Annotated in this window: 16 protein-coding genes; 12 read left to right on the top strand and 4 right to left on the bottom strand. The window is 45.7% G+C overall.

Translation table 11 applies throughout. The features are described 5' to 3' along the window. Nucleotides 1-22 precede the first annotated feature (22 nt). Nucleotides 23-556 (bottom strand): YceI family protein, encoded by a 534-nt coding sequence (locus HGH90_RS16525; protein WP_168763107.1) that lies wholly within the window; start codon nt 554-556, stop codon nt 23-25. A gap of 298 nt (nt 557-854) precedes the next feature. Between HGH90_RS16525 and HGH90_RS16530 the strand changes: the two genes are divergently transcribed. The 5 genes from HGH90_RS16530 (at nt 855) to HGH90_RS16550 (ending at nt 6,445) form a co-directional block, all read left to right on the top strand. Continuing rightward, nucleotides 855-2,219, top strand: coding sequence for an exonuclease domain-containing protein (locus tag HGH90_RS16530; RefSeq protein WP_169191571.1), 1,365 nt, complete (start codon nt 855-857; stop codon nt 2,217-2,219). Between the two features lie 122 nt (nt 2,220-2,341). Then, complete coding sequence (locus HGH90_RS16535; RefSeq protein ID WP_169191572.1) at nt 2,342-3,271, top strand: phosphoribosylaminoimidazolesuccinocarboxamide synthase; 930 nt, start codon at nt 2,342-2,344, stop codon at nt 3,269-3,271. Nucleotides 3,272-3,324: 53 nt separating this feature from the next. Next, nucleotides 3,325-3,900, top strand: a complete 576-nt coding sequence (locus tag HGH90_RS16540) for a DcrB-related protein (protein ID WP_168763110.1) — start codon at nt 3,325-3,327, stop codon at nt 3,898-3,900. Nucleotides 3,901-4,056: 156 nt separating this feature from the next. Beyond that, nucleotides 4,057-5,853 carry an ABC transporter ATP-binding protein gene (locus HGH90_RS16545; protein ID WP_169191573.1) on the top strand — a complete coding sequence of 599 codons (1,797 nt, stop codon included), beginning with the start codon at nt 4,057-4,059 and terminating at the stop codon, nt 5,851-5,853. A gap of 157 nt (nt 5,854-6,010) precedes the next feature. Then, nucleotides 6,011-6,445, top strand: coding sequence for a DUF3276 family protein (locus tag HGH90_RS16550; protein WP_168763112.1), 435 nt, complete (start codon nt 6,011-6,013; stop codon nt 6,443-6,445). Between the two features lie 120 nt (nt 6,446-6,565). On the opposite strand, the gene pgi is transcribed toward HGH90_RS16550, so the two are convergent. Continuing rightward, the gene (pgi, locus tag HGH90_RS16555; RefSeq protein WP_169191574.1) at nt 6,566-8,218 is read right to left on the bottom strand and encodes a glucose-6-phosphate isomerase; all 1,653 of its coding nucleotides are present in this window, start codon (nt 8,216-8,218) and stop codon (nt 6,566-6,568) included. Between the two features lie 42 nt (nt 8,219-8,260). Then, on the bottom strand, nt 8,261-8,998 hold the full coding sequence (locus HGH90_RS16560; protein ID WP_169191575.1) for a hypothetical protein: 738 nt from the start codon (nt 8,996-8,998) through the stop codon (nt 8,261-8,263). Between the two features lie 201 nt (nt 8,999-9,199). Here HGH90_RS16560 and prfB point away from each other — a divergent pair. The 5 genes from prfB to HGH90_RS16585 all read left to right on the top strand — a co-directional run bounded on the left by prfB (nt 9,200) and on the right by HGH90_RS16585 (nt 14,007). Further along, nucleotides 9,200-10,295, top strand: a protein-coding gene (gene prfB / locus HGH90_RS16565; RefSeq protein ID WP_145667849.1) for a peptide chain release factor 2 whose coding sequence is annotated in 2 segments (ribosomal slippage) — nt 9,200-9,259 and nt 9,261-10,295 — 1,095 coding nt in all. Because the reading frame shifts where the segments join, the coding sequence is not laid out codon by codon here. A gap of 162 nt (nt 10,296-10,457) precedes the next feature. Then, nucleotides 10,458-12,089, top strand: coding sequence for an L-glutamate gamma-semialdehyde dehydrogenase (gene pruA, locus HGH90_RS16570; protein WP_168763115.1), 1,632 nt, complete (start codon nt 10,458-10,460; stop codon nt 12,087-12,089). Between the two features lie 52 nt (nt 12,090-12,141). Further along, nucleotides 12,142-12,552 (top strand): hypothetical protein, encoded by a 411-nt coding sequence (locus HGH90_RS16575; protein ID WP_168763116.1) that lies wholly within the window; start codon nt 12,142-12,144, stop codon nt 12,550-12,552. A gap of 114 nt (nt 12,553-12,666) precedes the next feature. After that, nucleotides 12,667-13,434, top strand: a complete 768-nt coding sequence (locus HGH90_RS16580) for a hypothetical protein (RefSeq protein WP_169191576.1) — start codon at nt 12,667-12,669, stop codon at nt 13,432-13,434. A 9-nt stretch (nt 13,435-13,443) separates the two neighbouring features. After that, nucleotides 13,444-14,007 carry a hypothetical protein gene (locus HGH90_RS16585; protein WP_169191577.1) on the top strand — a complete coding sequence of 188 codons (564 nt, stop codon included), beginning with the start codon at nt 13,444-13,446 and terminating at the stop codon, nt 14,005-14,007. Here the strand turns inward: HGH90_RS16585 and HGH90_RS16590 are convergent, their stop codons facing one another. After that, nucleotides 14,008-14,529, bottom strand: a complete 522-nt coding sequence (locus HGH90_RS16590) for a peroxiredoxin (protein ID WP_247679823.1) — start codon at nt 14,527-14,529, stop codon at nt 14,008-14,010. An 84-nt stretch (nt 14,530-14,613) separates the two neighbouring features. Here HGH90_RS16590 and pyrR point away from each other — a divergent pair, with 84 nt between their 5' ends. Together pyrR and HGH90_RS16600 are read left to right on the top strand one after the other, a co-directional pair. Further along, on the top strand, nt 14,614-15,144 hold the full coding sequence (gene pyrR / locus HGH90_RS16595) for a bifunctional pyr operon transcriptional regulator/uracil phosphoribosyltransferase PyrR (RefSeq protein WP_168763119.1): 531 nt from the start codon (nt 14,614-14,616) through the stop codon (nt 15,142-15,144). Nucleotides 15,145-15,195: 51 nt separating this feature from the next. Next, complete coding sequence (locus HGH90_RS16600) at nt 15,196-16,128, top strand: aspartate carbamoyltransferase catalytic subunit (RefSeq protein ID WP_168736986.1); 933 nt, start codon at nt 15,196-15,198, stop codon at nt 16,126-16,128. Nucleotides 16,129-16,174 lie beyond the last annotated feature (46 nt).

Consider the following 16,174-nt stretch of genomic DNA (forward strand, 5'->3'; position numbering starts at 1 on the left):
ATCTGCAACTAACCACATCCACCTATTTTTTAATTAATTGCACTTCTCCGTAGAGCTTCACATCGTCGCCTACCAGTACGCCGCCGGTTTCTGTGGCTGCATTCCAGGTAAGACCAAAATCTTTACGGTTGATTTTACCGTTAATGGTAAATCCAGCTTTGGTATTGCCCCAGGGGTCTTTTACAACGCCGCCGAATTCAACGGCCAGCTTTACGTTCTTCGTCACATTACGGATGGTCAGATCGCCCCATAACTCGTAGGAGCCATCATTGTCCACGTTCTCGTATTTCGTGGTCACAAACGTAATATCCCGGAAAGTATTCACATCAAAGAAATCAGGCGAACGAAGGTGCTTGTCCCGGTCATCACTGCCTGTAGTGATGGAGTCTACATCTACCTTCACCGTTACTTTTGCCGTCATAAAGTCTTCCCCTTCTGTTTCGGCATCTACCGTGAAATTGTGAAACTTACCACTGATATTGGTAATCATCAGGTGACGGATTTTAAATCCGAGTTCACTGTGGGTAGGATCTAACGTCCATTGTTGCTTTGCCATAAGTAAATGTAGTTTTATAATGAATCAATGATGTTTTTAGCTGCGAAATCCGCTGCAGGACTATATTTTAACAAGAACTGAAAATTATTGTTTATTTTTTTGCAATACAAATATCGGGTGATTATCTCTGGGAGCAAATGGATCAAATACAGTAAATGATGTACTATTTATCATCCTTACTAAAGATAAGGATTTTAACCATAACTCATTTATTATCAAATTATGTATAATTTTTTTCAAATACTTCATACCTTATTCATGAAAAATTAGTAACAACAATCCATATCTTTGTAAGCGGATGTATGCAATTGTAGATATTGAAACAACAGGTGGCCATGCCAGTGCCAATGGAATTACGGAAATAGCTGTATTCCTGTTCGATGGCAAGGAAATTACGCAGCATTACCAAACCCTGGTCAACCCCGGTATACCCATTCCTTATTATATCGAATCCCTCACGGGAATCACCAACGAAATGGTAGCGGAAGCGCCTCCCTTTGAAGCCATTGCACCGCTGCTTTTCGGGTTATTGAAGGACCGGATCTTTGTGGCGCACAACGTCAACTTCGACTATTCTTTTATTAAACATCAGCTGGGTACCGCCGGTTTTGACCTGCAATCGAAAAAACTGTGTACGGTTCGGCTGGGCCGCAAGATCTTCCCTGGCCTGGCATCCTATAGCCTGGGGAATATCTGCCGGCATTTCAGTATCCCGATTCATGGCCGTCACCGGGCCGGTGGCGATGCCGAGGCTACAGCCAAACTCTTTGGCCTCTTACTGGCAAACGATAAGGAGAAGGTAATTGCCGCCGCCCTGAAGGTGGGCTCAAAAGAACAGTTCCTGCCACCCAACCTGCCGCCAGAGCAGGTAAAGTCGTTGCCCGACCGCCCTGGCGTATACTATTTCCACGACCAGAAAGGGAAAGTAGTATATGTAGGCAAGGCGAAAGATTTGAAAAAGCGTGTCAACAGCCACTTTACGGGGCATAGCACCAGCCGCCAGCGGCAAAACTTCCTCCGCACCATTTATAGCATTACCCATCAAGAAACGGCCACAGACCTGATGGCCTGCATCCTGGAGTCAGTAGAGATAAAACGGCTTTGGCCCATTTATAATGCTGCCCAGAAACGGGTGGAGTTCCGCTATGGCTTTTACCTCTTTGAAGACCAGCACGGTTACTTACGGCTGGCCATAGAAAAGAAAAGGAAGTATACCCACCCGGTACATAGCTTTAATTTACTGATAGATGGACATCGCTTGTTACGCTCGCTGATAAAGGAGTTCGGATTATGCCCCAAATTGTGTTTTCTTCAGAAAGGTAACGGCACCTGTGCCGGCATTACGGCCGCCACTTGCAAAGGAGCCTGCGAAAAAGCGGAAGCCCCGGAAGCTTACAATGAGCGGATGAAGGCCGCCATCGCTTTCCTGCAGGCGCAACAACCCTCCGTGACTATCATCGATAAAGGACGCAACAGTAGCGAAAAGAGCTGTATCCTGATGGAGCGGGGACGATTTTATGGAATGGGCTATGTACCCGCAGAAGTAGATATGTCTGATGTGGAGCAGTTCAGAACCTACCTGACCCCCTATGCGGAAAATGAAGTCATCGTTGGCCTGCTTCGGCCATACGCCAGCAATAGCCAGCAACTCACCACCTCTTAAGTAAGGATAAATACCTGTTTTCCTGGTCGCCAAGAAAAAAAAAGCGCAATAGCGAAAAATAAACTGATTCGTGATTACTTTTGCAACTCCTAATCACAGATTTCATATTTAATTTTTTATTCATGTTAGAGTCAAGTTTCAAATTGCCAGGTCAAACTGCCTTTTACAAAGGAAAAGTACGTGATGTTTACACGATTGAAGACAGGCTGATGGTAATGGTGGTGAGTGATCGTATCTCTGCATTTGATGTAGTATTACCTCGTCCGATTCCTTATAAGGGTCAAGTATTGAACCAGGTAGCGGCTATAATGCTGGATGCAACCAAAGACATCGTTCCCAACTGGGTAAAATCCTCTCCGTTACCAAACGTAACGATTGGTTTGAAATGCGAAACTTTCCCTGTAGAAATGGTTGTGCGCGGTAACCTTACCGGCCACGCCTGGAGAACCTACAAAACCGGTCAGCGTGTACTCTGCGGCGTTACCATGCCGGACGGGCTGAAGGAAAATGATTTCTTCCCTACACCCATTATCACGCCCACTACCAAAGCGCATGAAGGTCACGATGAAGATATCTCCCGCGAAGAGATCATCGCACAGGGCCTGGTAAGTAAAGAGGAATACGAACAACTGGAAAAGTATACCCTTGCCTTATTTGAAAGAGGTAAGGAAATGGCCGCTAAACGCGGACTGATCCTGGTAGATACCAAATATGAATTCGGTAAAATCGGTGATACCATCTATGTAATCGACGAAATCCACACCCCTGATTCTTCCCGCTATTTCTATGCAGATGGCTATGAAGAAAACCAGAAAAATGGTACTCAGCAAAAACAACTCAGCAAGGAGTTTGTACGTGAATGGCTGATGGCAAACGGTTTCCAGGGTAAAGATGGTCAACAGGTACCTGAAATGACAGATGAATTCGTTAACAGCGTTAGTGAGCGTTACATTGAGCTGTTTGAAAATATTACCGGTCAGAAATTTGTGAAAGAAGATGTTGCGGCTGCGGATGCAGAATCCACTATCATAGCTGCACTGAAAAGTTTATAATCATGATAATCGCTCCGGCAAGCTGCCGGAGCGATTACTTATCCTTGTGCACGATGAAAATACAATTACTCCTTGCGGCAATTTGTTTGTTAAGTTTTACCGCATGTAACCACGCTTCCAAATCCCCTAAAGAACTAAGCAGCGCTGAAGTACTGGAAATAGCGGGAAAGGCGCCCGGCATGAATGCGGGCAATGGAAAGTATACCGTGAAAGCTCCCGCAGGCTGGTCTACCAAAGATACAGTGATGAGCCGCATAGAATATACTTTCATGATGGCGCCACTGGAGCCGGGCAATGATTTCCAGGCCAACGTTAACATCGTTTCCCAGGAATTGAAAACTGGTTTCACGCTCGACAAATACATGACCACCACCCAGCAGGAAATGGAAACGTTTTTCAGCGACTATAAGAAACTCGCAGAAGGCGAACGCACCGTTACCGATGTAACGGCTAAATGGATGAGATGCCAGTATGCTCATCGCGAATCCGGTACTATGCTTAATGGACAGGTAACTATACTGGTGAAAAATAATATCGCCTACGCTATCACACTCACTACGCTGGCAAACGAAATGGAAAAGTATACACCCGCCCTGGAGGAAATACTGACGTCGTTTAATGCAAAGTAATTAGCTGAAAGGACAAGGCAGAAAACAAAAAGCTATTGTAGAGAATATCCTGGCGGATAGTTAAAATTCGCTTGAATCATTCTCCACAATAGCTTTTTGCTTTCTGCTTTACGCTTTCGGCTCTTTGTAGTACTTTTACTTTCAAATCATTCACCATTGAAACACCTGGCAGCACTTAACAAGTATTTTCTTTCCAATAAATGGCGCCTGATCCTTGGATTGTTGTTTACGGCCATCTCCATCGTGTTCAGTATTTTTCAACCGATCATGGTCCGGCAGATTTTTGATTTGCTGTCGCATAATATCGATGAATACCGCCTCCTGAGTGATACCTCGCTGAAAAGCTTTTTCCGGTCCGATTTTACACATGTACTGGCTTTTTACGGCATAAGCATCCTGATCTTTGCCCTGCTCAGTGGGTTCTTTCTCTTCCTGCAGCGGCAAACACTCATCGTGATGAGCCGGCATATTGAATACGACCTGAAAAATGAGATCTACCAGCATTACCAGCGCCTGGACCTTAACTTCTTCAAGATGCATAGAACCGGCGACCTGATGAGCCGTATTACAGAAGATGTATCACGGGTACGTATGTACGTAGGACCGGCGATTATGTATGCCTCCCGAACCTTATTTCTCATTGTGATTATTGTGTACCTGATGCTCCAGGTAAATCCGCTGCTAACGCTGTATACCTTATCACCGTTGCCTTTGCTGGCATTAACTATTTATTATGTAAACCGGATTATTCACCGTAAAAGCGAAAAGATACAGGCGCAGTTGTCTAATATCACCTCTATTGCACAGGAGTCTTACTCCGGCATACGGGTCATAAAATCTTATATCCAGGAAGACGCCAGCGCACAACATTTTGAAGACGCCAGCGAAGCCTATAAGAACAGCTCTATCAGCCTGGCCAAAACCGATGCCCTGTTTCAACCCACGATGGCGCTCATGATAGGACTGAGTGTGATATTAACCATCTTTATCGGCGGTATACAGGTGATCGATGGAAATATTACCGTGGGTAATCTCGCGGAGTTTGTGATTTACGTGAATATGCTGATGTTCCCATTCTTTTCTATTGGTATGGTGGCATCTATGATACAGCGTGCAGCCGCATCACAACAACGTATAAACGAATTCCTGCAGATTACGCCTGTTATTACGGATGCACCCAACGCACAGCCGGCTACGCTGAAAGGAGAGGTGCGACTGGAGAATGTTTCCTTTACCTATCCACATACCGGCATTACTGCCCTGAAGGATTTTAACCTGCATATTAAACCCGGTCAGAAGGTAGCCATTATCGGCAGAACGGGCGCCGGCAAGAGTACGCTGGCACAATTGCTGATTCGCATGTACGATCCCCAGCAGGGAAAGGTACTACTGGATCAACAGGACATTCGTACCATTCAGCTGGGTAGCCTGCGGGGCCAGATCAGCTATGTCCCACAGGACGTATTCCTGTTTTCAGATACAGTGGCCAATAACATTCGTTTTGGCGATCCTACCGCCTCCCTGGAAACCGTGCAAACGGCTGCCCGGCAGGCTTCGGTAGAAAAAGATATCCTCGGTTTTAACGAAGGTTTTGAAACAGAAATAGGGGAGCGGGGCGTTACCCTCAGCGGTGGGCAAAAACAACGCATTTCCATCGCCCGGGCGCTCATCAAAGATCCAAATATCCTCATCTTCGATGACTGTCTGTCGGCCGTCGATGCCCGCACAGAAAAGGAAATCATTGGTAACCTGTACGCCTATCTGCAGCATAAAACAGCCATTATCATTACCCATCGCATTTTTGCCCTGTTTGAGTTTGATAAAATCATTGTATTGGACGAAGGAAAGATTGTGGAAGAAGGTACGCATGAAGATTTATTATCATTGAATGGATACTACGCAGAATTGTATACTCGTCAGCAAACAGGAGAGGAGGAAAACGTAACTGAATAACAATCATGAGCTTGTATACCCTTTGTGGAAGCCGGTTACAAGCCGGTTTTATGATTTTTCAAAATCATTTAAAAATATTTTGATATTTGTAAAACAATAGTATATTTGTCTCTTATTGTAACAGGATTTGATTCGTTAACACTTAAATCTATCAACTGTGGCGTACGACAACAACAATCAACAGGAAAGAAACAATGATAGCATCTTTTCTAAACGATTGAAAGCGGGCAAAAGAAGAACGTACTTCTTTGATGTAAAGACCACTCGGGGAAACGACTATTTTCTTACTATCACAGAAAGTAAGAAACGTTTTAATGACAACGGTTATGACAGGCATAAAGTATTCCTGTATAAGGAAGACTTTAACAAGTTCCTGAATGCATTGACCGAAACTATCAACTATGTAAAAACTGAGTTGATGCCTGATTTCGACTTTGATGCCTACAACCATGATTATGTGCAGGAAGAACAGGACGAGGCAGAAGCAGAAGGAGCTGAAGTGCGTACTTCAGTAGAAGCTGCCGCCGCACCTGTTGAGGCGTCTGTTGCCGCTCCCGCTTCACATAGCTCAGATGAGGTAGACAAATGGTAAGATTTTTTACTTAAAATAATTGTCAACCCCCGGATTTCTCCGGGGGTTTTTTATTGCATTGAGGAACAAAAAAGGGGAAGGATTTAGCTTCCTTCCCCTTTCGTTTATATGGTAGTATTGTTAACCTTTCATCTGTTTCCAGGCGTTAATCAGCCCATTGGTGCTGGCATCGTGATTCAGTATAGTATCATTGTTTTCCAGCTCCGGCAATATCTTGCTGGCTAATTGTTTACCGAGTTCCACTCCCCATTGATCAAAGCTATAGATATTCCAGATCACTCCCTGCACAAATATTTTATGTTCGTATAAGGCTGTCAGTGAGCCCAGGGAACGAGGAGTAATCTTTTTCAACAGGAAAGAGTTGGTAGGACGGTTGCCGCTGAATATTTTAGATGGCAATATCTTCGCTATTTCTTCAGCAGAGGCTCCTGCTTTCTCCAGTTCGGCACGTACTTCTGCTTCCGTTTTACCGTTCATCAGCGCCTCAGTTTGGGCAAAGAAGTTAGACAACAATTTCACATGATGGTCGCCGATAGGATTATGACTGATCGCTGGTGCGATAAAATCGCAGGGTATCAACTTCGTACCCTGGTGAATGAGTTGATAGAAGGCATGCTGTCCGTTGGTACCTGGCTCGCCCCAAACAATAGGGCCGGTTTGGTAACTAACGTTATCGCCAGTACGATCGGCTGTCTTACCGTTGCTCTCCATATTACCCTGCTGGAAATAGGCCGCGAAGCGGTGCATATACTGGTCATAAGGAAGAATGGCTTCCGTTGCGCTGCCAAAGAAGTTGCCATACCATAAACCAATCAGCGCCATAATCACCGGGATATTCTTTTCCAGCGGCGTTTGGGTAAAATGATTATCTACGGCATGCGCACCATCGAGCAGTTCTGTGAAGTTTTCGAAACCGATGGTCAGCGCTATAGATAAACCAATAGCAGACCATAGAGAGTAACGGCCACCTACCCAGTCCCAGAACTCAAACATATTATTGGGATCGATGCCGAATGCAGTCACTGCTTTTTCATTGGTGGAGAGCGCCGCAAAATGTTTGGCCACAAATTTCTCGTCCTTTGCATGCTCCAGGAACCAGGCGCGCGCCGTGTGCGCATTGGTCATGGTTTCCTGTGTTGTAAACGTTTTGGATGCAATGAGGAACAGGGTTTCATCGGGCGTAATTTTTTTCAGCGTTTCCGCGATGTGTGTGCCATCTACGTTAGACACAAAATACGGTTGTATACCAGGTCTCCAATACGGCTTCAGCGCTTCAGTAACCATTACAGGGCCCAGGTCGGACCCACCAATACCAATGTTAACGATATAGCGTATAGGCTTACCGGTATACCCTTTCCACTCACCTGAGTGTATTTGCCGGCAGATATGATTCATCTTATTTAAGACGGCCTTCACATCGGGCATTACATCGCGGCCGTCGAGCAACACTGGTTTGTCGGATGTATTACGCAATGCAGTATGCAGCACGGCACGGTTTTCCGTTACGTTGATCTTTTCCGCATGGAACATAGCCTTGATGGCATCTGGCACTTTGCATTCTGCCGCCAGGCTCAACAACAGGTTACGGGTATCTTCCGTTATAATATTTTTCGAATAGTCGAAAAGAATGTCTTCAAATTGCAGCGAAAAAGCACTGAAGCGTTCTTTGTCTTCCATAAACAAGGTACGCATATGTACCTGCTTCATGTCTTCAGCGTGTTTTTTTAGTGCCTCCCACGACTTGGTGGTAGTTGGATTGGTAGATGGAAACATAATGTTGTTTATTAAATGCGCATCAAAAATACTCTTTTCATATCAGGATTTCTGCTTCCTGTATAATTGCCAGGAAATTGTGACTGCAATAACGCCGATGGCAATAATACAGGCGTGTATGATGGCGTTTTCCTCCATGATATCCACCGTTCTTCTTTTTAACAGGATACCATAAAATGCCCAAACACTAACAAGCGCATATACGATATTGTTGCGAAACAAGACCATGACGATAGTCAGCAGGGTACCAACGGCTATCATCACAATGGTGCGGACTACCTGGGCATGCAAACTGCCTTCCCAGCCGGCATAGGATAAAAAAGCAGCGATATTGGCAAGGGTGGCAATAACGATCCAGCCCAGGTAAAGACTAAATGGAAAGTGAATGAATACCCGCTCAGCGAGAGAGGCAGGGGCAGTGGCGATGCCAAAATTGAAATGTATGACGGCCAGCGATAACAATAATATTAACATAATTGCTACGCTCACCGGTATCAATTGATAATGCCAGGCAAAGAGCCAGCAGGCATTACACACCGAAGAAATCAGGAACCAGTGTTTCATACGCCGCATTACACGCGACAACCCCTCCGGATGTTTATTGGAAAAAGCTAGCCACAATTGATAAATAATAAAGCCCAGCAATGATAGGTAAATAACTCCCCATATCAGAAATGTAATATGCGCCGGTGCAAACAGGCTGGGGTACTCCGCTGACACCTGCCCGGTGGTATTACCGTTAATAGGAAGTAACACCGCCAGTACATTGACTGCGATCATGATAATGTAACCAAGCGTGTTAAATATAGACCTGTTCTTGAAGTGAAGGGTTTCATGGCGCACCATAATGAATAATCACTTTTTATAATATTAGCGATATGGCTACCGTGTTGCAACACAAATATTATGCTAGACTAGAGAATCAAAACAAACTATTCCGACATTAGCTTATATCTCTATTTTTACATACATTTGCCAGCTATGACAGCTGAGCAACTAAAAGCTATGAGGGACCGTTTATATGTCCTGGGAGGTTTTCTTTAACGTACCTGACCGATTAGCAAAAATAGAAAACGACAAACAACTAAGCCTGGCGCCCGGCTTCTGGGATGACAACGTCAGAGCAACTTCGATTCTGAAGGAAATTAAGGTAAACAAATATTGGGTTGACCTTTATGATCAGGTAAATGCGGCTATCGATGATAGTGCTGTATTGAATGATTTTTTCAAAGAAGGAGAAGCATCCGAAGAGGAAGTGGAACAAGCATATAGCGATGCATTGACAGCGTTGGATGACCTGGAATTTAAGTCGACCTTAAACCAGCCGGAAGACGAAATGCCCGCAGTGCTCACCATCAACTCCGGTGCAGGCGGCACGGAAAGCCAGGATTGGGCCGAAATGCTACTGCGTATGTACCGCATGTATGGAGAGAAACAAGGCTGGAAAGTATCGGAAATTGATACCCAGTATGGCGACGGCGCCGGTATCAAATCCGCAACCCTGGAATTTGATGGCGACTTTGCCTACGGCCACCTGAAAGCAGAAAGCGGTGTACACCGCCTGGTACGCATTTCCCCGTTTGACTCCAACGCCCGCCGGCATACCTCTTTCGCTTCCGTATACGTATACCCGTTAGTGGATAATACCATCGAGATCGCTGTTAACCCGGCCGACCTGGAATGGGAATTCTATCGCTCCGGTGGTAAAGGCGGACAAAACGTAAACAAGGTGGAAACTGCCGTACGTCTGAAACACATTCCCTCCGGCATTATTATCGAATGCCAGCAGGCGCGTACACAGGGAGAGAACCGCGAGAAAGCCCTCACCATGCTGAAATCACGCCTGTATGAAGAGGAAATCCGCAAAAGAGAAGAGCTGAAAAATGCAGCCAACGCCAATAAACGTAAAATCGAATGGGGATCCCAGATCAGATCATACGTATTCCATCCGTATAAAATGATCAAAGACCACCGTACCGACTACGAAGTTGGAAACGTAGGACCTGTAATGGACGGCGAACTAAACGGATTTATCAAGGCATACCTCATGATGCAGAAGGAAGAGGACAATAATTAATAAGTATCGACTAATAATTAATAAGCGTCCCGGCGCCGTAACCATTAATTTTGCAGCGGAAACAAATCACGTTGTCATTTGTTTATTTGGTTATTTGTTTATCAGATATTGTCATGTTGATGAACAAATAATCAAATAAACAAATATTAAATTCAGGTTACAATGAATACAGGATACTTTGAGTACGCAGCGCCTGCAAACGAGCCTGTGTTATCTTATGCACCCGGTTCTGCAGAAAGAATTGCACTAAAGAAACAATTAGCCGCTTTTAAGGCAGAAGTAGCAGATGTACCCATGTATATCGGTGGTAAAGAAGTACGCACCGGTAATACCGTAGATCTACGCCCTCCCCACGAAATCAAACACAAGCTGGGCCATTTCCATATGGGAGATGCCTCCCACGTGAAAGCCGCCATCACAGCCGCATTGGAGGCACGCGAGAAATGGGCAAATATGGATTGGGAACAACGCGCCGGCATCTTCCTCCGCGCCGCTGAGCTCCTGGCTACCAAATACCGTTATCATATCAATGCCGCTACCATGCTCGGACAAAGCAAAAATGCTTTCCAGGCTGAAATAGACAGCGCATGCGAACTAATCGACTTCTTACGCTATAATGTACACTTTCTCAGTGAAATTTACCGCCAGCAGCCCGTTTGCGCACCCGGTATCCACAACAGGGTAGAATACCGCCCGCTGGAAGGATTTGTACTTGCCGTTACACCATTCAACTTCACTGCTATTGCCGGTAACCTGCCTACCTCCGCAGCTATGTGCGGTAACGTTGTGGTGTGGAAACCCGCCAACACGCAGGTATTCGCCGCCCAGATCATCATGAAAGTGCTGATCGAAGCAGGACTGCCAGCCGGCGTAATCAACCTGGTATACGCAGGAGGACCGCTTATCGGCGACATTTGCTTTGCAGATCCCCACTTCGCAGGTATTCACTTCACCGGCTCTACCGGCGTATTCCAGACGATGTGGAAAACCATCGGTGAAAATATTCATAAATACAAAACCTATCCACGTATTGTTGGCGAAACTGGTGGTAAGGACTTCGTGTTGGTACACAAATCTGCCGATGTAGATATTGCCGTTACCGCATTAGCCCGTGGCGCTTTCGAATACCAGGGCCAAAAATGCTCTGCCGCTTCCCGTGCATACATACCAAACAATCTTGCTGCCGATATAAAATCAAAATTAGTGGCTGAACTGAAAACCATGAAAATGGGTACCACAGAAGATTTCAGCAACTTTATCAATGCCGTGATCGATGAACGTTCTTTCGATAAGATTGCACAGTACATCGACAATGCGAAGAATAATCCTGCGGTGAAGATCATCGCCGGCGGTAACTATAATAAATCAGAAGGTTATTTCATTGAACCTACTATTATTGAAACTACCGACCCTAACTACGTAACCATGTGCGAAGAAATCTTCGGCCCGGTGCTGACGATCTACGTATATGAAGCCGATAAGTTTGAAGATATCATCCACACCGTGGACAGCACTTCAGAATATGCTTTGACCGGCGCAGTGATTGCGCAGGACCGTTACGCTGTAGAACTGGCTACCCGCAAACTGGTAAACAGTGCCGGTAACTTCTACATTAATGATAAGCCAACCGGTGCGGTGGTAGGACAACAGCCTTTTGGCGGCGCCCGTGCCTCCGGAACCAACGACAAGGCTGGCTCCATGCTAAACTTGTACCGTTGGTTGAGCGCCAGAAGTATCAAGGAAACTTTTGTGCCGGCTACCGATTACAGGTACCCGTTCCTGAAAGAAGCTTAGTAAATGTTCATGATTTATATGAAGGCGGTGGATGTATATCCATCGCCTTTTTTTGTACCTTGCAGTCTCATTCAGAACAGCGGGCATTATGCAGGAAGATATCGTCACCACTTACTTTTCAGAACGTCATAAACAACTCAGGGTAGCAGATCTGGAGCAACGCCTCATAGCCGGAGGCACAGAAAAAGCAGACGCCAGTCGCGCCGCTGCAAGCGGATTTGATGCCTATTTCAAAAAGCAGCTCCGTACCAAAGGTCTCAAGGCTGCCATTTTCTTTGGCATAGGCCTGATCTTCCTCATAAAAATCATTACCCTCACCAACCGCGAAGAAGGTAGCTTTATGCAGGTATCCCTTTCCCTGGCCCTGGTAGCCTTTGCGCTGGTGCGTGGTCTGATATGGGGGGTACAGTTGTTTGCCTTGAAAGAAGAGATAAATACTTTTAAGGATCTGAGAAATCTATAATCTCCCCGCAGATACTACTTCCCAGGGCTCGTTTACTTATCAGGATCATATCCAATTTCATTTTCCTCCCCGGAAAAAGTAAATTGGCTGCGCGTAAGTAACCGCAATACCAATATGAAGTATGTTTACCTGTTGATCGTTCTTTCTCTGCCAGCCTGTGATTTCTACAGCAATGATAAACATCCGAAAGCCGCTTCCCTGAGCGATTCCGTTGCGCCGGCCGATAATGCTGCCTCACCTCAGCCAGCCGGTAAAAGTGTGGCTGCCGACAGCAGCAAGGGACTATCTATGGCGTCGAATGCATTGTTTGGTTACCTGGCTCACCAACAATGGGACACTGCTTTTGAGAAAAAGGTATCTCTCAGTAGCGAACAGGAAGAAAGCAGGGGTGCAGGAAATGCGCTCATTACCACTACCACTTTAAAGAGCGACAGCTTTAGCATTGTCAGTATCAGCAGTACCGGGGGAGATCCATTTGATTGCAAAGGGAAAATAAAAATCAATGGAAAAGAGATAACGAAATACTTCACAGAAAATGGAGACTCCATCAACGGTGAAGAGCTGGATGCCACAACTGTCGGTGACGCTTATACGTTTAAATCCACCCGGTACCATTATCTCCTGCTGATTGCCAGCGCTGATTGCGCCACCGGCAAATTCCGTGAAATAGGCACGGGGATTTTAGTTAACCTGGATCGGCAGCCCTATATTGCAAGGATATTCTTTACCTGGAAAGACCTCGGCAATTTTTATTTTATGCCCAATGGAAATACGGGAAAATTGAAATATATTACTGTTGATCCGCTGGATGCGAATGGGGAGATTGTAGATGGAGATGACCAGCAAATACTGGTACATGTGTCGGCGTTAAACGAACCTTAAGTATAGTTAATGAAGCTTTTGCTATTCCCTGCTGTCATGGTTACACTTTGTTGTAGTTGCGGCTACCTGGGCCCCGCACAGGAAAATCCCGTAACCCGGGATTCGCTCTCCGCGCCCGCATCCGATATGGCGCCCCATAATTTCTTTGACAGCCTGGAAGCAGGCATGGAGCTTACGTCCACTCAAATGCAACGTCATATCCCCAACCTGGCCTCCGAAAGTTCGTTTGCCGGAAGTACAGTGAGATTTCCATCCGATAAGCCATACGCTATAGCTATTTTGACGGAAGACGACCAGGAGGTATGTCTGAACCAATACCTAGTATTGATTGATAAAGCCACGCTGGTGGCTACGGATAGCCGTTTAGTGAGGAATGAATGCGATATCGACTATGAGCGCAATGTCAATGAGCTGAGTTATCAACTGCCCAATGATTCGGTGCTGGTCATTACGGAAACCGCTTACATGGCTACTGATATAGATAATGACAACGCGCCGGCAGATTCTACCATTACTACCTGGACCTTTTCTCCGGAAGGGAAAATGATCAAACAGAAAGAAATCAAAAGATAACTACTGCATTTTCTTCAACGCCGCCAGGGCCTCTGTTACATGTTTCTCCCCATCCCGGAGTGAATTGAATTCATGTACGACTACGCCCTTTTTATCGACGATATAGGTAACGCGTCCCGGAATGACAAAAGTTTTAGGCACGCCAAATAATTTACGCACCTCGTTTTTAGGGTCACTCAGCAACGTAAACGGCAACTGGTGATGGTTGGCAAAGCTCTTATGAGAAGCTACGTTATCAGCACTGATGCCGATTACCATGGCGCCATATTGTTGGAAGTCGTGATAGGAGTCCCTGAATGAACAGGCTTCTTTGGTACATACACTAGTTTCATCCTTCGGATAAAAATAGATCACCAATGGTTGTTTGCCCAGTACGCTGGTGATATTAAATGTCTTCCCATCCTGGTCCTGCAAAGAAAATGCAGGTATCTTGTCTCCGGTCTTTATCTGTCCCTGGGCAGAGGATCCCCATAATTGAAAAAAGGCGGCCATAGCAATGATTGTCTTTGATAATAGTTTCATGATCTGGCATTATACTGCTAAAGTACGAATCCCTTTTCTGCTTTCCGCTTTAATCATTATTTTTGGCCCCTAAAACGTTGTGTTTTGAAAACCATACTAACCGGCAAACAAATGGCTATTACGATAGACAGGCTTTGTCATCAGTTAATAGAAAATCATTTACAGTTCGAGCAAACCGTGCTGATTGGATTACAGCCCAGGGGTATTTATTTATCCGGCAGAATGCATCAAGCATTATTAAAATTAGTGCCGGGGGCGCACATTGATTATGGTAAACTGGATATCACCTTTTACCGGGATGATTTCAACCAGAGCAAAACGCTGCATGTTCCCAATGAAACCAGTATTGATTTTTCGATAGAGAATAAAAAGGTAGTGCTAATAGATGACGTATTGTACACAGGCCGCACCATCCGATCGGCACTGGATGCAATGCTGGATTTCGGCCGGCCGGCGTCGGTAGAACTGCTAACGCTGATAGACCGGCGCTTCAGCAGGCAGCTGCCCATCCAGCCCGACTATACCGGTCGTACCATCGATGCCCTCATCTCCCAGAAAGTAAGGGTACTTTGGAACGAACGGGATGGTAAAGACGAAGTAATTCTGATTGACTAAAATGAGTCCGGATTTCAGAATTCAGATTTCACCCTTTATATTTGCACATTAATGTCACTTTCTGTAAAACACTTACTCGGAATTCGCGATCTGCAGCGCCAGGATATAGAGCTTATTTTTCAAACCGCCGACCAGTTTAAGGAGGTTTTACAAAGACCTATAAAAAAGGTTCCTACGCTCCGCGATACAACTATTGTCAATTTATTTTTTGAGAACTCTACCCGTACCCGCATCTCTTTTGAGCTGGCGGAGAAGAGGTTGGGCGCAGATACGATTAATTTCTCTGCTTCAGGCTCCTCTGTTTCCAAAGGAGAAACGCTGATAGATACCGTCAATAATATCCTCTCTATGAAAGTAGATATGGTAGTGATGCGGCACTCAGCCAGCGGCGCCCCGCATTTCCTGGCTAAGCACATCAACGTGCCTATCCTCAACGCCGGTGATGGTATTAATGAACACCCTACCCAGGCCCTGCTCGATGCCTTCTCTATCCGGGAAAGGTTGGGCAGCGTGGAAGGGAAAAAAATAGCCATCTGTGGCGATATCATGCATTCCCGTGTGGCACTATCCAATATCTACTGTCTGAAGAAATTGGGAGCAGAGGTAACCGTTGTAGGGCCACCCACCCTGATCCCGAAATATATGGCCGCTGCCCTCGGTGTTAACGTGAGCTACAATATACGTGAGGCGCTGGAATGGTGCGATGTGGCCAATGTGCTCCGCATTCAGCTCGAAAGACAAAATACACCGCTGTTTTCCTCTCTCCGCGAGTATTCCCTGGCTTATGGGGTAAATCGGGAGTTGCTGGACAGCCTGAAGAAAGAAGTGGTGATCATGCACCCGGGACCCATCAACCGTGGGGTAGAAATCAATTCTGATGTAGCAGATTCTGGTCAGTCAATTATTCTCGATCAGGTTGAAAACGGGGTAGCCGTCCGCATGGCTGCACTTTACCTGCTGGCAGGAAAGAAAGTAACGGAATAGCACTGAAAGCATAAAGCATAAAGTAAAAAGCTATTGAAGCGAATGA

Origin of the sequence: Chitinophaga sp. Ak27 (assembly GCF_012726295.1) — a bacterium.
GTDB lineage: Bacteria > Bacteroidota > Bacteroidia > Chitinophagales > Chitinophagaceae > Chitinophaga.